Source organism: Agrobacterium sp. 22-209-1 (assembly GCF_053522485.1).
This window is the reverse complement of sequence record NZ_JBNWCH010000018.1, coordinates 1-16,980: the sequence shown is the minus strand read 5'-3', so window position 1 is coordinate 16,980 and position 16,980 is coordinate 1. Positions and strand designations below refer to the sequence as shown.

The 16,980-nt window shown below is 58.1% G+C and carries 20 protein-coding genes and 2 pseudogenes; 8 read left to right on the top strand and 14 right to left on the bottom strand.

Features of this window, described 5'->3' with window-relative positions; translation table 11 throughout:
- Positions 1–87: 87 nt before the first annotated feature.
- The 4 genes from ACQZ48_RS23085 to ACQZ48_RS23070 form a co-directional block, all read right to left on the bottom strand.
- Positions 88–534, bottom strand: coding sequence for a hypothetical protein (locus ACQZ48_RS23085; RefSeq protein ID WP_448729530.1), 447 nt, complete (start codon positions 532–534; stop codon positions 88–90).
- A gap of 129 nt (positions 535–663) precedes the next feature.
- Positions 664–975 carry a hypothetical protein gene (locus ACQZ48_RS23080; protein ID WP_448729529.1) on the bottom strand — a complete coding sequence of 104 codons (312 nt, stop codon included), beginning with the start codon at positions 973–975 and terminating at the stop codon, positions 664–666.
- Positions 976–1,247: 272 nt separating this feature from the next.
- Positions 1,248–1,877: a hypothetical protein gene (locus ACQZ48_RS23075; RefSeq protein WP_448729528.1), complete on the bottom strand. Its 630-nt coding sequence runs from the start codon at positions 1,875–1,877 to the stop codon at positions 1,248–1,250.
- A 169-nt stretch (positions 1,878–2,046) separates the two neighbouring features.
- Complete coding sequence (locus ACQZ48_RS23070) at positions 2,047–2,439, bottom strand: winged helix-turn-helix transcriptional regulator (RefSeq protein WP_448729527.1); 393 nt, start codon at positions 2,437–2,439, stop codon at positions 2,047–2,049.
- A gap of 81 nt (positions 2,440–2,520) precedes the next feature.
- On the opposite strand from ACQZ48_RS23070, the gene ACQZ48_RS23065 reads away from it, so the two are divergent.
- Positions 2,521–3,252 carry an SDR family NAD(P)-dependent oxidoreductase gene (locus tag ACQZ48_RS23065; protein WP_448729526.1) on the top strand — a complete coding sequence of 244 codons (732 nt, stop codon included), beginning with the start codon at positions 2,521–2,523 and terminating at the stop codon, positions 3,250–3,252.
- An 88-nt stretch (positions 3,253–3,340) separates the two neighbouring features.
- On the opposite strand, the gene ACQZ48_RS23060 is transcribed toward ACQZ48_RS23065, so the two are convergent.
- The gene (locus ACQZ48_RS23060) at positions 3,341–4,093 is read right to left on the bottom strand and encodes an SDR family oxidoreductase (RefSeq protein ID WP_448729525.1); all 753 of its coding nucleotides are present in this window, start codon (positions 4,091–4,093) and stop codon (positions 3,341–3,343) included.
- A 95-nt stretch (positions 4,094–4,188) separates the two neighbouring features.
- Here ACQZ48_RS23060 and ACQZ48_RS23055 point away from each other — a divergent pair, with 95 nt between their 5' ends.
- Positions 4,189–5,139 (top strand): cupin domain-containing protein, encoded by a 951-nt coding sequence (locus tag ACQZ48_RS23055; RefSeq protein WP_448729524.1) that lies wholly within the window; start codon positions 4,189–4,191, stop codon positions 5,137–5,139.
- Positions 5,140–5,158: 19 nt separating this feature from the next.
- Positions 5,159–5,539 (top strand): hypothetical protein, encoded by a 381-nt coding sequence (locus ACQZ48_RS23050; RefSeq protein ID WP_173991712.1) that lies wholly within the window; start codon positions 5,159–5,161, stop codon positions 5,537–5,539.
- A gap of 34 nt (positions 5,540–5,573) precedes the next feature.
- Here the strand turns inward: ACQZ48_RS23050 and ACQZ48_RS23045 are convergent, their stop codons facing one another.
- The 6 genes and pseudogenes from ACQZ48_RS23045 to ACQZ48_RS23020 form a co-directional block, all read right to left on the bottom strand.
- Complete coding sequence (locus tag ACQZ48_RS23045; protein ID WP_448729523.1) at positions 5,574–5,942, bottom strand: GlcG/HbpS family heme-binding protein; 369 nt, start codon at positions 5,940–5,942, stop codon at positions 5,574–5,576.
- Between the two features lie 299 nt (positions 5,943–6,241).
- On the bottom strand, positions 6,242–6,844 hold the full coding sequence (locus ACQZ48_RS23040; RefSeq protein WP_269824969.1) for a TetR/AcrR family transcriptional regulator: 603 nt from the start codon (positions 6,842–6,844) through the stop codon (positions 6,242–6,244).
- Between the two features lie 2 nt (positions 6,845–6,846).
- Positions 6,847–7,311, bottom strand: a complete 465-nt coding sequence (locus ACQZ48_RS23035) for a nuclear transport factor 2 family protein (RefSeq protein ID WP_077984391.1) — start codon at positions 7,309–7,311, stop codon at positions 6,847–6,849.
- A gap of 570 nt (positions 7,312–7,881) precedes the next feature.
- Positions 7,882–8,318: pseudogene (locus tag ACQZ48_RS23030) on the bottom strand (winged helix-turn-helix transcriptional regulator); the annotation flags it as partial.
- Positions 8,319–8,625: 307 nt separating this feature from the next.
- Positions 8,626–9,564 carry an SRPBCC family protein gene (locus ACQZ48_RS23025; RefSeq protein WP_448729522.1) on the bottom strand — a complete coding sequence of 313 codons (939 nt, stop codon included), beginning with the start codon at positions 9,562–9,564 and terminating at the stop codon, positions 8,626–8,628.
- The gene (locus tag ACQZ48_RS23020; RefSeq protein WP_448729521.1) at positions 9,561–9,902 is read right to left on the bottom strand and encodes an ArsR/SmtB family transcription factor; all 342 of its coding nucleotides are present in this window, start codon (positions 9,900–9,902) and stop codon (positions 9,561–9,563) included. The genes ACQZ48_RS23025 and ACQZ48_RS23020 overlap by 4 nt, the downstream gene beginning before the upstream one ends.
- Positions 9,903–10,187: 285 nt before the next feature.
- On the opposite strand from ACQZ48_RS23020, the gene ACQZ48_RS23015 reads away from it, so the two are divergent.
- From ACQZ48_RS23015 to ACQZ48_RS23000, 4 genes are all read left to right on the top strand, one after another.
- On the top strand, positions 10,188–10,406 hold the full coding sequence (locus ACQZ48_RS23015) for a hypothetical protein (RefSeq protein WP_003505772.1): 219 nt from the start codon (positions 10,188–10,190) through the stop codon (positions 10,404–10,406).
- A 46-nt stretch (positions 10,407–10,452) separates the two neighbouring features.
- Positions 10,453–10,857: a hypothetical protein gene (locus ACQZ48_RS23010; RefSeq protein ID WP_003505769.1), complete on the top strand. Its 405-nt coding sequence runs from the start codon at positions 10,453–10,455 to the stop codon at positions 10,855–10,857.
- A 248-nt stretch (positions 10,858–11,105) separates the two neighbouring features.
- Positions 11,106–11,999 carry a DMT family transporter gene (locus ACQZ48_RS23005; RefSeq protein ID WP_077984396.1) on the top strand — a complete coding sequence of 298 codons (894 nt, stop codon included), beginning with the start codon at positions 11,106–11,108 and terminating at the stop codon, positions 11,997–11,999.
- A gap of 147 nt (positions 12,000–12,146) precedes the next feature.
- Positions 12,147–14,150 carry a hypothetical protein gene (locus ACQZ48_RS23000; RefSeq protein ID WP_448729520.1) on the top strand — a complete coding sequence of 668 codons (2,004 nt, stop codon included), beginning with the start codon at positions 12,147–12,149 and terminating at the stop codon, positions 14,148–14,150.
- Positions 14,151–14,192: 42 nt separating this feature from the next.
- Here the strand turns inward: ACQZ48_RS23000 and ACQZ48_RS22995 are convergent, their stop codons facing one another.
- The 3 genes and pseudogenes from ACQZ48_RS22995 to ACQZ48_RS22985 form a co-directional block, all read right to left on the bottom strand.
- Positions 14,193–15,005 carry a nickel-binding protein gene (locus ACQZ48_RS22995; RefSeq protein ID WP_448729519.1) on the bottom strand — a complete coding sequence of 271 codons (813 nt, stop codon included), beginning with the start codon at positions 15,003–15,005 and terminating at the stop codon, positions 14,193–14,195.
- Between the two features lie 184 nt (positions 15,006–15,189).
- A complete protein-coding gene (locus ACQZ48_RS22990; protein ID WP_269824965.1) occupies positions 15,190–15,378 on the bottom strand; it encodes a hypothetical protein in 189 nt (62 codons plus the stop codon).
- A 16-nt stretch (positions 15,379–15,394) separates the two neighbouring features.
- A pseudogene (locus ACQZ48_RS22985) lies at positions 15,395–16,006 on the bottom strand (ABC transporter ATP-binding protein/permease); the annotation flags it as partial.
- Between the two features lie 281 nt (positions 16,007–16,287).
- Here ACQZ48_RS22985 and ACQZ48_RS22980 point away from each other — a divergent pair.
- On the top strand, positions 16,288–16,980 hold a 693-nt coding region (locus ACQZ48_RS22980), incomplete at its 3' end, for an MFS transporter (protein WP_448729518.1).

Below are 16,980 nucleotides of genomic sequence, written 5' to 3'. Positions count from 1 at the left end.
GCGTGAAGATGCCTCGTTCGCTCTACAAGGAAAACTTCAGGCCTTTCTTCCTACAGCACTCCCTTGAAGACCCTGCGCAAGCTGTTCCTAAACTAAAGACCTGCGTTGGTCGGCCTTAAATGAGCCGTGGTCTTCGAAGACCCCAATGGCTCCACGCTGTTGCAAGACGTACCGACTTTCAGCAAGAATTTCCCGATACCTCTGGACCTTTGCGGCGCCCATCCTGCGCAAATCGACCCTCGATGGAGGTGCTGACTGGACTGGAAAAGCTGCTTCGTTTTCCAGAAGGTCCAGCAGAAGATTACGCATGACCGCATTTGCCTCTCGCAGATTCGCCAGTTCGATAACCTTTCCGCTCGATTCAAACCGCCTTGCGATGGCCTTGTCGATTTCGATTTCGACAAGCAAAGCCTTGGCGGCGAAATACCGACAGGCAGAGAATGTTGCCGCAAGCGCGCACAACGCGAAAATAACGGAGATCATTTCGACCTCCAGCTTATCACCTGAAATCGATACTCTGTCGCCGATTTTCAATATGGATTCGGGTCACTCAGCTGAAAAATCACTCGCCGCTGAGACCAGCAACTTGTGAATTCCGAAGACGGCCCTCACTCCGAGGCTGTAACCCTCAGGCGGTCCGCCGTCCGACGTTTCGTGATCTCGTCACCATGAAAGGTAAGTCGCTTTTTTTTCAGGGTATGCGAAAGGTTCACCGTTCTCTACGACGAAACCCTTGCTATACATGCAGCTGCGCACCTGGGCGGAGCCATAGGCACCTACATAGAAACCCACGTCGCCATATGATGGGTAACGTTCGATACTGCATCTGTCGAGGGCTGCCTGATAGGTCATCTCCAGTACACGGTTACCCGTCACCGGAACGGTGCCGTAAAGATGCAATTGGGTCCGCGCTTCCGCCGCTGCCGCAGTAAAGATAACGCTTAGAACCACGCTTAAAGCCAGCTTGAGTCTCATGACGTGCCTCCAAAGAAATTATTGTGACGAGCAACGGGAATTTTGTCCTGTTTGTTCCCTCAATCAGAAGTTTCTCTACATACTGGTGGGGGCGGCTTCCGTGACGTCCCGGCCGGAAGTCTATGCCACCTTCCATTCCGCGAAGGGTCGACCCAGGCCCACGGCCACGATCGATGCTGCGTGATAACAACAGAACGTTCCGTAACGCTGGAGGGAGAGCCTCGCGAAATCGCTGGAGGCACCATCTTATCGACGACCTTGGGTCCGATTGCTTATCGAAGGAACCCATCCCGGTCGAACTCTCTCCATCCATGAAGGTCGGCTGCGCCTTCGTCGGCCTTATGACCCGCCTTGTCTCCCGGTGTCATCTTCTTTTTGAGCGATCGAGCCAGCCGCCTCTGATAGGCCGCTTTCTGTCGTTTCTCTGCCTTCGCCTCCGCGTCCTCCACCCGCCACTCTTCCACGACCCCGCGATCGAGGAGGTCCTCGACCACCTTCGGATCGAAGACATGGAAGGTGATCCGCCGGGCACGGCCGTTCAGCCGCACGGTTCTTGTCCCGGCGCTCTTGAGACGCCCATCCGCGAGCCAGCGATGTCGCTCGCTCGTCTTGATGGCGAGGATGTCCTGTATCTCTCGCGGGATCACCGGAAAAGTTTCGGCTTCCATCATCACGCCGGCCACGATCCTCGCAGCTGCGTCGAACGCGTTTTTGTCGCGGGCTGGCATCGCGAGCGTGATCTCGTTGCCCTCCAGGCTAATCGCTTTCTTCAAAGCCACCGTCAGTCGGGCCTGCATTTCCTGCAGAATGCCTTTCGCTCGAACGGACGACCCGAGCGTCATCGCAGGCGACAACACCCACGTTCTGATCAGTTCGATATCGCTCTTCTCGAGTTTCCGCATCTCTCCTAGATAGTGCCGATCTCTTTTCGTTCAACGAGGTGAACTGTTCGGCGACCGTAGATTCAAACCATCCTACGATTAGCGGAAACGCCCTGCTTAGCGAGCATGGCTCTCCGGTTAAAAACGACGAGCCTTCCGGCCAGCATGTGCTCAAGCGGCCATCGCGATATCAGCGATGATTTGCCTTGTTGTCATAACGCAGCGCAGCAGCCTCGACCTTATCGCCGTTGGCTGCTGCCCATGAGCACAGGGCCTCAAACGGTTGCCGCAGCGAATGGCCCAGCGGGGTGATCGCATATTCCACACCCACAGGCTGGGTCGGCAGGACAGTCCTCGTCACAAGACCGTTCCGCTCAAGCCTCTTTAGAGCATCGGCCAAAGCCTTGTGGGTGATGCCGTCGAGACGGCGCTTGATCTCGTTGAAGCGCGAGGGCCTGGGACAAATCACCGTCAGAATCAGGATTGTCCATTTGTCCGCGATCTTGTCGAGCACGGGGCGAACCTGCGCCATATCTCTAAGGGCGCACTGAGAGAGCGCTTCAATGTCGGTATACTCGTCCATATCTAGGCTACTTAAGGTGCGTAATTGATACCAGATATCTAACGTATATCATGCAGAGACCATCAATTGAAAGGACTTACGATGGCTCGGATGAGTAACAAGGTTGCCCTGATTGTCGGGGGCGCCAAGGGTATCGGCTTGGCAATTGCAGAGCGGCTTTCGGCCGAAGGAGCGATGGTCTTCATCACCAGTCGCCGAAGCAAAGATGCCGAAAAGGCGGCAACTGCCATCGGTCATGGTGCGGTCGGCATTGTCGCCGATGCCGCGCTTCCCGAAGATATGCGGGAGGCGGTCGAAAAAGTGAAACGGGAACACGGCCGTATCGACGCGCTGGTCTTGAATGCCGGTCTTTCTGAGCCCGCCCAGATCACGGAGATAACGCCTGAACACTTTGACCGCCACTTCGACGTCAACGTTCGAGGAATGGTCTTCGGGTTCCAGGCGGCTCTGCCGGCGATGAGGCAAGGCGGCTCGGTCGTCCTTGTCGGATCAATTGCCGATAGCGGCGGTTACACTTCCTATGGGACATATGCTGCGACCAAGGCAGCGGTGCGTTCCTATGCACGAACCTGGACGGCAGAACTGGCATCCAAAGGTATACGCGTTAACGTCGTCGCACCCGGTCCAACCGATACGGAAATGATGGCTGCGGTGCAGCCAGACATGCGCGCGGCGATTGTCGCTCCGATCCCGATGGGACGAATGGCGCGCCCCGCCGAAGTGGCTGCAGCTGCCTTGTTCCTGTTGAGCGATGAGGCGAGTTACATCGCCGGTGCCGAACTGTGCGTCGATGGTGGCCTGCGGCAAGTCTGAGCCAGAATTCGAAACGCTGTGCCCGATCTTGAATGGTCGGGTACAGCAAACACTCGACAGAAAAATCCACGGATCGCAATTTCGCTGATTACCGACCCGCCTCAGCCATCCATTGCGCTGCATCTGCACCTGCCGGTATACGCAGTGGCGCAGATGGATCGGTGGCAGCCTTCCAGATCGCTTCGGCGACGTCGCGCGCGTGGGTTACGGGGCCCTTGTCGTCCTGAACATTCCTGACGAACTGCTGCAGAAGAGGCGCATAGTCCGCATCGTCCATGCCGCGCAGGTGTGGGCGGGCACTGGCGCCGAAACTCGTTTCCGGCGAACGTCCGGGCAAAACGATGTGGACGCGAACGCCGAAGGGCTCCATTTCAATAGCAAGGGACTCGCTGAGCGCATTCACTGCGGCCTTGCTGGCGCGATAAACCCCGATGACCGGCAGCGGCTTCAGTGTCACCGATGACGTAACGTTGATAATGACGCCGGCCCGGCGACCACGCATTTGCGGGGCGATGGCCTGGATCATCGCCAGAGTGCCTATCGTGTTCGTCTGAAAGAGTGCCTGTGCTGTCTGGGATGCAGTCAGTTCGACTGGAGATGGTGCTCCGAAGCCGGCGTTATTGACGAGCACATCGATTTGACCCGTTGCCTTCGCAAGCTGTGAGATGCTGTCCGGGACGGTGACATCGAGTGCTAGAACACGCAGACGCCCGGACGCAGGGAGTAAGCTCTCGTCGGGCGTTCTCATCGTCGCGATCACGTCCCAGCCTTTTTCGAGGAACAGTTTTGCAGTTTCCAGGCCAAAACCCGAGGAACAACCGGTTATCAGAATTGCGGGCATTATTTTCTCCATAAGTGGCTGTGTCATTATGGTAGCGACCCGAAATAAGACTTTATATATTCTCACGTCCTCATTTCTTTAGTATTAGTCCCGATATGACAAGAGACCCGCTCACCGAGATCGTCACACTCCTGCAACCCGCCGCCCGGGCGTCGAAACTGGTGGAGTGCGCCGGTGCATGGCGTATACGTCGTGAGGGCACCGGCGAGCCGTTTTATTGTGCCATCATGGAAGGGCAATGCCGGGTCACTTTCGGTGGCCGACAAACGTTTATCCTGCAGGCCGGAGACTTCATTCTCGCGCCTGCTATGCGCGATCTCATCAATGAAAGCTCCAACGCCACAGCCGACTTGCCGGCGACGGTTCCTACGAAGATCAATGAGGGACATTTTCGTGTGGGACCACATGACGGCCAACCCGCACTACGAATGCGTATCGGACATTGCAGCTTCGGCACACCGGATGCAGCCCTGCTCGTTTCCCTGTTGCCGGACGTGATTCTGGTTCGGGATAAACCCCGACTTGCGACGTTGATGCAGTTGATTGACGAAGAGACGCAGGAACGGCGCGCAGCGCGCGAACCCGTTCTTGAACGACTTATTGAGGTGCTGTTGATCGAGGCACTACGGTCCTCAACCCACATCAATTCGGCACAGGGTCTTGGCAGAGGGCTTGGTGATGAGCGCCTTTCGGCGGCACTTCGGGCTATGCATGACCGTCCCGGCCATCCCTGGACCGTCGTTGATCTGGCGAAAGAGGCGGCACTCTCCCGTTCGGCATTTTTTGCGCGCTTCAGCCGAATAGTCGGAGTTGCGCCGATGGAATACCTGCTGACATGGCGTATGGCGTTGGCAAGGCAGCTCTTGCGGAGCGGTGATCTCGCAATCGAGGACGTAGCCGAACGGGTCGGATATGGATCAGCAAGTACGTTCAGCGTGGCTTTTGCCCGACGCACCGGCATCCCACCTGCTAGATACGCCCGTATGGCAGCACAGAACGGCGAGGCAGGAGAAAACCGGTTGATACGGCCACTGACAGAATTATAACAATGCAGTTGACCTATCGGTGATTTCGTTCCTGGCCCGCCTGCTGAACGGCTTCCAAAACTTCGATACCGGCAACTCCAAGCGCCATCAGTCGATTGTGTTCCGCCTCGGGCGCCGCGTAGGATTTACCATCGACTTCGATCAATCGATTTCAATTCCTGACCTTGATGCAACTCCTGTTTGCCCTGATAAGCTTGTCGCCTTCAAATATGTGAAGAACATCGGTAACGGAGGAGCGCCTGACGCCAAGCATAACAGCGAGATTCTGCAGGGCTTCGACCACGAAGAGATTTTCCTCCCCGGGGATGCCAAGAATTTTTTTCTACGCCCTCATTCTCAAGGGCCCGAACGAACAGTTCCGCGCCAGTCATGTCCAATCTCCAAAGTCACCGAGCCTTAGACGCGGTTTCAAGACACACAATTTTGTGGAGATCTCACTTGAGGAGGCTTTTGACTTCCTCGATTGCGACGTAGGCGCAATCTCCGTCCAAGCCGCCGTCCGTCGCGCCCGCAACGCCAAGTGCGCCGATCGTCTCATCGCCGGCTTTGATAGGAACACCCCCGGAAACAAAGTAACCTGAAGTATCTGTGAATGCTGCCTCATGCGGGCTGTCGATGACGTTTTCCACCATCGCGCTTGTGGGGCTGTGCAACGATACCGAGGTGACTGCCTTCTGCGCAGACGTGTTGATCGTGCGTGGATCGGCTTTCTCATAGCGTATCAGGGCGAGGAGGGCTCCAAATCGATCTGTCACCGCCGCCGACACGTTGTAACCGTCTACCGCACAAGCCGCGACCGCCATCTCAGCGATTTTGACCGCAAGCCTCGCTCTGAGGCCGGTCTCATGCTCAGTGTCGTGGCCAAGTACAGAATGGCGCCAAGCGCACCTATGGCGGTGGCCAGTAATAAGGTCTTCATGTGGGATCTCTTTGGAAATCGACCGCTGAGCGGCACCGTTGCGGCAAATTACGTCGTCGTAAGAACCACCTGGGTTATCGCGACGACGATGAATTCCCGAAATGCAATACGTCAGCAGCCCGCATGCCCGCCATAGCGGTGAGCCTGCGGATACAATACCTCAGGCCAGGGAGCAGCGAGAGATCAAAGCGACCCGCTACCCGAAGCATTATCGTCGAGCTTCTTTCTATCGGCTGCCAATCGAGAATGAAGTTGATCGATTGCGCGTTGGAAGACGGCGGGATCGTCGAGTGCCCGGGAGAGGACGATCGCTCCCTGGATGGCGAGAACGGCGTCCTCCGAGAGGAGGCGTGCCTGCTCAGCGTCACGGCCTTGCCGGACGAGCGCTGCTTGTAGAGCGTCCACCCAAGCGACGAAGTAACCTCGGATGGCTTGGGCGAATAGGTCTCGGGTATTGGTAACAGCCAAAGCGCCGACGAGACAGACGCGCCTGCCCGACCTGAAGTATTTCGCGGTTTCATCGAGCATCGCCGTGATCGCGGCATCGGCATCGTCTCCGTCTCGCAGTGGAGAATAGACGGAATCTTCAAACCATTGCTCGATTTCGACGAGCACAGCCTGGAGCATTTCCTCCTTCCCATTCGGGAAGAAGTGGTAGAGGCTGCCCTTGCCAAGACCAGTGGCCTTGCCGATCAGGGCAAGGCTCGCACCTTCGTATCCATGCTCGCGAAATACTTCGGCCAGGGCGGTGATGGCGTCGGATCTTTCAGCGACCATGCGGGCCATGATTAGAGACCCAGATCGCTGAGGCTGGCGTGGCCGTCCGGACGACGGCCGAGCGGCCAATGGAACAAGCGGTCGCTTTCAGCAATCGGCATTTCGTTGATGCATGCGTGGCGGTGCGCCATCAGGCCGTCCTCTGCGAATTCCCAGTTCTCGTTACCATATGCACGGAACCATTGACCACTGTCATCGCGATATTCGTAGGCGTAACGCACAGCGATGCGGTTGCCGGTGAACGCCCAGAGCTCCTTGATGAGGCGATATTCATGCTCCTTGTTCCACTTGCGCTCTAGAAAAGCCTGGGCTTCTTCGCGGTTGGTGGCGAATTCGACGCGGTTCCGCCAGCGGGTGTCCAATGTGTAAGCCAAAGCGACCTTGGCGGCGTCGCGGCTGTTCCAGCCGTCTTCGGCCAGACGGACTTTTTCGATAGCAGTTTCGCGTGTGAAAGGAGGGAGCGGAGGACGTGACATGTTGGTTTTCCTTTGTAAATCGTTGGTTTGTACTGTTTGGTAAACTCTTGACTGATTGGTACAGTAGCTGCGGCGATTTTGGGTGTCAACGATTTTTTGAGGCGGAGCGAGTTTTTCCCAACGGGCTTTTCCTGTCGCGTACCGAGGGCGCCGATGTCTAAATTGGCCAGACAAGAGCTGGCAGAGCGTGCGGCCGCACGCTGGTTTATTTTCGGCAAACCTCAGCCGCCTTAGGCATGTGCCGCTCGGAGAGCACCACGCGCGGTGGGCGGGGGTTTTGGTGCCGAAAGGGGTGAAGACCTAGGAAGACACTGTCCGTGCGACCAGCACATTTCTGCGGAAATTGCATCGTCATCGGACACAAAAGTAGAAATCGAAAGGTAGATGGGGGCTAACTCCGCATCTGTGCGGATTGTACCAACCGGATAGCATCGCTCCATGATCTGACGAACCACATCGCGCTCAAGCGCTTCGCCAGGGTGCTCTTCGAGCCGCAATTAGAAGAGAAAGTTTCTAAAAATTCAGTCTTCTCCGCCTTGATGAAAGTCGCACCTTCGGCCCCTCTATTTGTCATGAATTGAGAGGCAAGGGATCGGTGCCTTCTCCTAGAAGCGAAAGGTATCGTTGATAGCTGAACACCCGGCCACGCTTGCGGCCGGTAACCTCATCAACGATGCCCAATCGCTTTAGGTCGGCGAGTGCGGCGTTGACCGTTGGCGCGGACAAACCCGTCACCTGAACAATCTGGTTCGCTGTGTGAAAAGGATCCTGCTGGAAAAACGTTAATACGAAGGGTCGACCCTGCTCTACCACTCTCCATGGTGGTCCGCTCGCGATCTTCCTTGAAAAGATCGACGATCTGAATAGCTGCCTTAAACGCTTGATTGGCAGTGTCGGCGACGCCGGCTAGGAAAGTCCAGCCAAGCTTCCCAGTTTCCATGCTCACGGACCTCTTGTAATAACCGATAGTATTCTCTCCGATGGGACTTCAGATAAAGGCTGAGGAAGCAACATCCCGCCATGCGCTACGATACCAACCGGTCAATGGGCACGTTTGATGCTTCCGCCCCACTCCTCGCTTGGGGCGTAGCAAACTTGCTCACCTATACACAGTTGCCCCTACCCCGCTGATCGGATGGGCTATAGCCGTTGCCTCATCAAGGAACTTGCCTCTGATTGCAGCCGTATGTGGTTCTGGGGTCCGGCGCGGTCTGCCTACGACCGCCGTCACCCCATGTGCTGGCGATTAATATCGCGCTCCCCTCGCGCGGCTCGTGCGGGTCCGGTTGCTGCGTACGACGCGGAACAACATTCTCAAGGCGAGAGGATCGCTGCTGAAGAGGCAAGGCGTTCCAGTTTGCCCAGCGTTTGCTGACCCAGCTCCACGGCGCCGAAACCCTTCGCTTGCTGGAACTCAGCTTCCGTGCTGAACACCATGCCCAGCACAACTTTTGTCCCGCCATCCTGATCTTCGAAGGAGGCCCAGGCGTCTGCATGTTTCGGCCCGTTTTCGCCCCACAGCAGCGTATAGGCAAGCCGCTCTTCGGGCCGGATCTCGACATAGCGATGATGGTTCGGGAAGACTGTGCCGTCAGGGCCGATCATGTCAAAGACCCATTCCCCGCCGGTTCGCAGGTCAATTCTCTTCGTGCGGCAGGAAAACCCTTCAGGGCCCCACCATTGCGGTAGCGTCTTCTCGTTCATCCAGGTTTTCCAGACGATGTTGCGCGGCGCCTTTATCACTCGTTCCAGGACCATGGTTCGCCCGGCCACGCTGGCCAGATTGTTGAGACCGGCGCTGAAACCTTGTTGATAGCCATCGCGCATATCCTCGGCCAGCGAGGAAAGCTGCACCGTTACGGTCAAGCGGCTACGCTCTTCCGCAGCCTGAAAATCGGCGGTCACCAGCGCTGCCGATTGCGTTGCGCCGCCGGATGAGACCACCTCGTAATTCACGCTGCGGCGGGTTGGCTGCAGCTCCAGCCAGCCGCACTCACAGCGAATATCCGGCTGGCCGGCGACCTTGCAGAGCGACACTTCGCGCCCGCCCAGCCGGCTGTCCGCCTCCAGGAATTCCACTGTGACCGACGGCGAGGGAGAGGCCCACACCGCCCGAGCGGCGGGTGACAGCCAGACCTGCCAGAGAGCCGATAACGGAACGGCAATTTCCCGTTCGAAACTCAGCGTCGCAAAACGGTCTTGTGTGAGAGGGGGTTCGGCGCGTGCGTTTTGTTGACCCGGTTTCGTTGTCATTCGGAATCCTCCTTCATGGCCTGCATTGCAAATGCCTCCAGCCGGTCAAGCCGGCTCTCCCACACGGCCCGCTGCTCATCGAGCCATGTGCTTACCGGCTCCAGCGCTTCCGGCACGATGGCGCAAGTGCGCACCCGCCCATCCTTGGAGGTGATGATCAGCCCTGCCTCCTCCAGCACGGAAAGATGCCGCATCACCGTGGGCAGACGCAGCCCCGTGGGTGCGGACAACTCCATGACCGGTGCCGGCCCGCCGCCGAGGCGCGCAAGGATCGCCCGTCGCGTCGGATCGGCCAGAGCCTGGAAGATCAGTGAAAGTTCCTGACAATGCTTAGTCATGTTGCTAACTATCATGCTTCATCGTGACGGGGCAAGGGAAAACTTAGCAAGTTAACTAAGCTTTATCGCGAGGAATGGTCCTTGGGATGAAATGCCGATGCGCCTCCCGGCCGTTTCATTTGCGTAACCGGGCCTTTCCCCTTCAAGCGCCTTGCGTTCGGCAACGGGCAGCGGATGCAACTGGAGCGCCGGAAACAGGCCATCAAAAGTTGCAGAAAAAGATTGACTCTCGCTGCCGCCTGAGTGAGCTTCGCCGGGAAAAGACGGGGAAAACATCAAATCATCATGTCACCAGAACGCTTTAATCAATGCCTGCGGGTGATCCGCTGGACGCCGATCAATATTGCGTCCGCGCTGCAATGCGAACTTTCATGGATTGAGGCGCTGGAAGCGGGCAACGAGGAGGTTCCCGCTGGCCTGGCGACATGGCTTGAAACGCTGGCGCAGGCCCATGAGGCTCTTCCGCCTCCGTCCACCTACAGAGGAAAACGGTCGACATTCTGATACGGCCGGTAGTTTTCAGCCCTTACCCACGATTGGATTATCCGAAATGAAATATGTCATAGCAGCTCTTGGCCTGATCGCCTTCTCAAGCCCTGCCCTCGCCGCATCCTGCGAGAAGAACTTCACTGTCTCAGGCGTACCGATGGTGACGGCCGTCTCTTACAAGTCCTGGCAGGAACTGCCGAAGGCGAAAGCGCCTGCCGTGCTTCAAAAGCTGGCTCAGGCCGTGGCGGCGGAAGGTTTTTCAGGCATCCAGATCAACAAGGCGCTGTCTTCCATCGATGCGCACCAGGAGACCAGTGGCAGCGGCAGAATTCAGACGCTGCGGGTCGTGGCCCGGCAAAAGGGCGCCGCGGTGCGGATTGATGCTGTCTTCAACATTCAGGCAGGACAAATCGCGGACAAGAACGTCATCCGCGAGGGCATCTGCAATATCATCAATGGCGCGTGACGCACGGTGATGAACTGCCGCTTCGCGGTCTTGATGCCGGTGCTCACCGACATCGAGTAGTGGCGGCTGAGCGAGTGCGGCGCATCTGTGGCGTAGCGACCGTGCCGGCTGGCGCGGCGCGGGCATAGGCGGATTCATATCGTTGATGGCGATGCTTATGGTATGGCGGGCAACCCCGGAATCTGCGATGGGTGCAGACAGGGATAGTGTCCGCAGCCGGAAGCAGGCTGTGAATCGACGGGGAAAATATGCCGATCTATGAACTGGCTGCCGTGGGCGCCGCGACGTGCTGGGCGATAACCGGGCTTCTTGCCGCGGGTCCGGCGGGGCGGCTTGGCGCGCTCGCCTTCAACAGGACGCGGCAGCTTTTTGTCGCCGCTCTGCTCGGGGTCTATGTGCTCGCGTCAGGCTCCTGGCGGGAGCTTCAGCCCGAAGCATTGTCGTCGCTTCTCCTATCCGGCTTCATCGGCATTTTTGTTGGCGACACGCTGCTCTTCACCTGCCTCAACCGGCTGGGGCCGCGCCGTTCGGGAATCCTGTTTGCGCTGAATGCCCCGATCGCCGCGCTGCTGGCATGGGTGGTGCTTGGCGAGCAGCTTCCCACAAGAGCCATTGCCGGCATAGGCCTGACACTCAGCGGCGTGCTGCTGGCAATCCTCTTCGGCAAACGTAAGGCCCAGCTGCATGAATGGGAGAGCGTTAAGGGGCCTCTGTGGCTTGGCGTGCTCTTCGGCCTTCTGGCGGCGCTCAGCCAGGCGGTCGGCTCACTCATCGCACGGCCCGTGATGGCGACCGGGATCGATCCTCTTGCCGCTTCCATGCTGCGTGTCGGGGTGGCCGCCCTTTGCCTCACCGCGTTGACCATGCTGCCCATCGAAGCTGTCAGGCCCAGAGGCCCGATGACCAGAAGCCTGTTCCTGCAGACAGCGTTCACGGGCATCATTGCCCTGGCTTTCGGCATGACGCTGCTTCTCTTTGCCCTTTCCGGCGGCAAGGTCGGCATCGTCTCGACACTGTCGGCGACGACGCCGGTGATTATCCTGCCGCTTCTTTGGCTGAGAACACGGGAAATGCCGGCGCCCGGCGCATGGGCCGGCGCCGCCCTTGTCGTTGCCGGTATGGCGCTCATGTTCTGGAGATAGCTTCAAGCCGATGGGGTACGGGTGCGGAAACACATCATCCGCGTCGAGACATTTCACGCCAGGATTCTGACTGCACGGCCCCTTGCTAAACAACTTTTGCGTGCTTAAAAGGCCCAGAATATCAGTTCGTTAGAGAGGACTCACTTCGTGGAACAGGAAACCATCCAGACCGGCAAGGGACGAGGCAAGGCGCTTTGGGCGGCGGTTGCAATTATTGCCGTTGCTGCCGCAGGCGTCATCGGCGGCAAGACCTTCTACGAAGCAAAGGTGAAAGAACTTGTTGCCCGCAGCGGTGCGACGACCACTTCCATCGAGGTCGATTTTCTCGGAAAAATTCATGTTCGCGATCTGACGTTGCCGCTTGAAGATGGCAAGAATATCAAGATCGCGGCTATCGACGGACGTCCGAAACTTCCGTTTCTGGACGGCGCGCTTGATATGAAGACCATCGATATCGATGTGCCGACCGGAAAGATTTCGATGGCGCAGGCCCGCGTCGAGAATGCCGCATTCGAAAAGCCGGCACAAGCTGAAGAAAACGGCAACTCCCTGCCCCGGCGCATCGAGCGCTTCGCGGCGACAAACATCTCCACGCCGGAGGTGACGTTTACCCAGTCCGTCGCGACCACCGAGCAAAAGACCGTTTACAGGAACCTTGCTTTCTCTGGGATCACCGGCGGTCGCATTGCCCGATACTCTATCGACAATGGCAGCTACGACATCAAGATGCAGCTTCCCGACAGCGAAGGCGCGATAAAGGACAAGCATATGGTTGTGTCGACCGGCGCAATCGCCGGCGAGAACATCGATGTCGCTTATCTCGCCCGGCTCTATACGGAAAAGGCCGGCCCGGACGACAAGGAAGCGAAGCCGCTCTACGGGCCGCTCTCCGTCAAGGCTGTCTCCTTTTCTGACGGAGACGGTCATTTCAGCTACGATGAAATCCGCAGCGACGGCTTTACCGCCCGGATGCCGGCCGAGCCGCTACTGGAGACCCTGAAAGTACTGACAACGACCCAAAATCCTGACGAGCTTTCACCGGAAGCGCGCCAGGCGCTTTTCGCAAAGGTTGTCTCCATTCTCGACATGGTCGGCAAAAGCGACATGCAGCTCATCGGTTTCAAGGTCGACGCACCGGATGAACAGCAAGGGGCGGCTGGCAAAAGGGTCAAGGCCACCATCGACCGTATCGACATGCAGATGGACAGCCGCAAGCTCGACTTCGGCTTGAATGGCATGTCGATCGGCGACGACGATGGCAAGATCGAAGTCGCGGAAGCAAGCCTCAAGGGCGTTGACTGGAGTTCGACGATCAAGGGAATTTCCGAGATCATCGCGCTCGACGAGACGCAGATCGAGACCTTTCAGTTTAACCGCCTGATACCGGAACTTGGCCGGGTGCGCGTCGGCGGCATCAACGTCGACATGGCCGCGCCGGAAAAGCCGGAGGAAGAAACGACGGGAACGCCTGAGCGTATCAAGTTCTCACTCAAGAATTTCGAGATGGGGCTGACCAAGCCCTTCAACGGCATCCCCACCGATATCGAGATCAGGCAGGACGAACTCACGCTTCCGATCCCCGCGGACTCGCAGGAGGAAGTTTTCGTCGAAGCCCGCAAACTGGGTCTTGAAACGCTCGCCTTCTCTTATGGCCTTGCGGCCGGCTGGGACGAACCGAACAGCAATCTGGTGATCCGCGACATCTCGCTAAGCAGCAAGGACTTCGGCAGCGTCAATTTTGCCGGTCTGGTAAGCGGCTTTACCGAAGAGTTCTTCTCCTTCGACGTCAATCGCGCGCAGGCGGCGCTCTTCGGGCTCGCCGGCCGCGAAGTGAAGCTCACGATCAAGGACGAAGGTTTGATGGAGAAGGCGATCAAGCTTTATGCCCTGCGGAACGACATGACGGAAGATCAGGTACGCGCCACTCTGACTCTGGTGGCGAGCATGATGCTGCCGCAGGTGGCCGCTGAACAGCCGAAGCTGCAAAACGCCGTGGAAGCGCTCGTGCAGTTCATCAGCAAACCCGGTACCCTGACGGTAACGGTCAAATCCACCGGCGCTAACGGTCTCGGCATTTTCGATCTGGTTGCCGCCTCCGACAACCCGATGGGGCTTCTCGACAAGGTCGATATTCAGGCAACGGCCGAATAAATCCGGCGATTTCCGCCCCTTCAGTGGCTGCACAGGCCTTAGCTAGTGCAGCCACTCGCAACTATAGGCCAGCACCGGCTCGGCAAAGCCTTTCAGCCTGTAACGATCGCTATGCACGAGGACATCAGCGCCGCCATATTCCTGGAAGGTCTTGTCCGAGATCAGTATCTGGTCGCTCTCGGCGGCGGCGCAAAGCCTTGCCGCCAATTGCACGGTCGTGCCGAAGAAATCATTGCTGTCTTCGATAGGCTCCCCGCAATCCAGACCGATACGGATGTGGATGGGCTCGCCCCTGTCGCTGTTGTAACGATGGAACTCGCGCTGGATATCGATGGCGCAATCCACCGCGAATGGCGTGGAGGAGAACACGGCCATTATGCCATCGCCGGTGTGCTTGACCTCCCGTCCCGCGCGCCGCCCCAGACAACCGCGCACGAGGGCATCGTGGGCCCGGATGAGTTCCGCCGCCATGCGATCGCCGAGGCGGGCCGTCATTTCGGTTGAGCCGACAATGTCCGTGAAAAGGATCGCGCGGTGGCCGGGGTCCATATTTTTCGAGACGGCCCCGGGTGCTACCGGATCCTGTATTCGCCCGAGAAACGCTTCCACGGCCGACAGCGCGACTTCCACCACCTCGCTGGCGACGAAGCCGTGCGCTTCGCGATGCACGCACTGCGCGGTTTCAGCGTCCGGCGCATCCATAAGGCAAAAGGCCGTGCCGCGCCTTTCATCGAACCAGTAGGTCAAAAACCTGACGCCGTACCGATCCTGGATGTTAAGATCTTTAAGATGTGCTGCGGCGATATCCGCAGCCGAAACGCCGGCAAGCTCGTGCCGGTCCATGAAGATAGGCATTGGTTTCCTCCCAAGAGTATATCGTTGCCTCCTCTGTCAGCCATTTTATGACGTCGCCGAATTGCCGTCTATCGTTCTTACGGGTGACGCCGGACAAGGCGGGAACACCGGAAAGGGCGATATTCCTTCGCCTTAGAATTTCGCAGGCTGTATGCCCGCAAGGCTTCCCGACAGCCGCAGCGACTTACCTGCGCTTGACCATGCGCCGAAGCAGGGAGCGGGATCGGACTTTATGAGGAATGAGGTGGATATCGCTGACCAGCTTTGCGCCGCCTTCGCGTCGCTCCAAGGTTATTTTCCGGCTATGGAAGGCCTCCAGTTCGGCACGATGCGCCACGCTGATGATGGTGGCGTCGGGCAATTCATCGATCACCGTCTGCATCATCCTAGGCGGCAATGACGCCCGCCACGAAATCCACGGGCGCTTCGGTGGCGATCCGCATATCTTCCGACAGCCGCGCCTCCGGATTTTGATGGTCGCCGTCGATCAGATTGAGCTGGTAATAGCGACCATTTGCGATCCATCGGGAGAGAAGCACCTTGGTCAGCCACGACCACCAGCGCCGTTGAATGCGCATCCTGACGTAAACCTGCGAGGTCACAATAAAAACGCTTCCAAGAACCAGCGGCGGAAATATGGAAGCGAGGAAGTAGATCGTCGATGCGTCCCGTTTTTCAATCGCGTCGAAAATCCCGCGATTCCAGATGTTGATGCCATATTGGAAACCGACATTGACGCCGATCATCACCAGAAGCCCGATGGAGAACGGCCACGCAAGCCCATCCCCACGGCGGCTCCAGAAACCCCGCGCGCTGATCAGGAACCGCTTCAGAAGATATCGCTTGCGAAGCTCTTCGGCCTGCTGCGGTGTCAAGCCCAAGACGGGCCCTATTTCCTCCGGCGGGAGTGGATCATCCGGTGCGTCATTGGCATGAACGTTCTCTGCACCCTTTTGGCCGGCGCCATCGACTGGTTCAGGATTTGCGTCAGCATCGGTCATGGATGGATAAACGGATGACTGTTTGAAAAGTTGCCGGCCCGGAACGGTTTGCAGTCGGGCAAGAAAGCTCCGCTGGCCCTGTCTCCGTTGCAAGGGCGAAGCATGTCGAGACCGGACGCCTTGTTTCTAGAAGGTGCGCGGGCGCCAATATCTCGTACGCACTGCCTGCCAACGTTGTGCAACGCACAAAGTTCGGAGGAATAGGCATGAAATTCGGATTTTTAGATACATATCATCCGGAAAAATTCGTCTAAAACTCTCTCAACTCAAGGAGAGAGACCATGACGGACACGACATCAGATTTTGATGGGTCAACAATTGCCCTGGAGGCCGCAGAAGAACCCGCATGGACAGCTGCGACCTGGTTCGCGGTTCTTTCGATGGCCGCCACCAGTTTTGCGCTGGTTTCGGCCGAGTTCCTGCCAGCGGGATTGTTGACGCCCATGGCGCGCGATCTCGGCATTACCGAAGGTACAGCCGGACAGGTTGTGACGGCGACAGCTTCCGTGGGCGCCGTGACGGCTTTGCTGAGCAATGTTCTCATCGGCAAACTGAACCGCAAGACCGTGCTTGTCGGTCTTAGTGCGCTGGCGATCGGCTCCAACATTCTCGCATCGGTTGCTGCCGATTTCTGGCTATTGTTGCTGGGCCGGGCCGGGCTGGGGATTGCGCTCAGCGGTTTCTGGGCGCTTTCGGTTGCGGTCGTGGCACGGCTCGTCGGCGCAAATTCGACCGGGCGCGGCATGGCTATCGTCACCCTGGGCGTTTCACTCGCCACCATTGCGGCTCCCTCCATGGGTGCCTTGATCAGCGACTGGGTGGGATGGCGCGTAGCCATGTCGATGACGGCGGGACTTGCCATCATTGCCATGCTGCTGCAGATATTCAGCCTGCCATCGCTGCCGGCAAGTACGAGCAACAGTCTTTCCGATGTTTTCCGGCTGACGCGGCGGCGCAGCGTTCAACTGGGGATG

Bases quoted from the DNA above. Each gene is read 5' to 3' on its own strand.
- ACQZ48_RS23080 (WP_448729529.1), bottom strand. From the start codon at position 975: ATGAGACTCAAGCTGGCTTTAAGCGTGGTTCTAAGCGTTATCTTTACT.
- ACQZ48_RS23075 (WP_448729528.1), bottom strand. From the start codon at position 1,877: ATGCGGAAACTCGAGAAGAGCGATATCGAACTGATCAGAACGTGGGTG.
- ACQZ48_RS23070 (WP_448729527.1), bottom strand. From the start codon at position 2,439: ATGGACGAGTATACCGACATTGAAGCGCTCTCTCAGTGCGCCCTTAGA.
- ACQZ48_RS23065 (WP_448729526.1), top strand. From the start codon at position 2,521: ATGGCTCGGATGAGTAACAAGGTTGCCCTGATTGTCGGGGGCGCCAAG.
- ACQZ48_RS23060 (WP_448729525.1), bottom strand. From the start codon at position 4,093: ATGCCCGCAATTCTGATAACCGGTTGTTCCTCGGGTTTTGGCCTGGAA.
- ACQZ48_RS23055 (WP_448729524.1), top strand. From the start codon at position 4,189: ATGACAAGAGACCCGCTCACCGAGATCGTCACACTCCTGCAACCCGCC.
- ACQZ48_RS23045 (WP_448729523.1), bottom strand. From the start codon at position 5,942: ATGGCGGTCGCGGCTTGTGCGGTAGACGGTTACAACGTGTCGGCGGCG.
- ACQZ48_RS23040 (WP_269824969.1), bottom strand. From the start codon at position 6,844: ATGGCCCGCATGGTCGCTGAAAGATCCGACGCCATCACCGCCCTGGCC.
- ACQZ48_RS23035 (WP_077984391.1), bottom strand. From the start codon at position 7,311: ATGTCACGTCCTCCGCTCCCTCCTTTCACACGCGAAACTGCTATCGAA.
- ACQZ48_RS23025 (WP_448729522.1), bottom strand. From the start codon at position 9,564: ATGACAACGAAACCGGGTCAACAAAACGCACGCGCCGAACCCCCTCTC.
- ACQZ48_RS23020 (WP_448729521.1), bottom strand. From the start codon at position 9,902: ATGACTAAGCATTGTCAGGAACTTTCACTGATCTTCCAGGCTCTGGCC.
- ACQZ48_RS23015 (WP_003505772.1), top strand. From the start codon at position 10,188: ATGTCACCAGAACGCTTTAATCAATGCCTGCGGGTGATCCGCTGGACG.
- ACQZ48_RS23010 (WP_003505769.1), top strand. From the start codon at position 10,453: ATGAAATATGTCATAGCAGCTCTTGGCCTGATCGCCTTCTCAAGCCCT.
- ACQZ48_RS23005 (WP_077984396.1), top strand. From the start codon at position 11,106: ATGCCGATCTATGAACTGGCTGCCGTGGGCGCCGCGACGTGCTGGGCG.
- ACQZ48_RS22995 (WP_448729519.1), bottom strand. From the start codon at position 15,005: ATGCCTATCTTCATGGACCGGCACGAGCTTGCCGGCGTTTCGGCTGCG.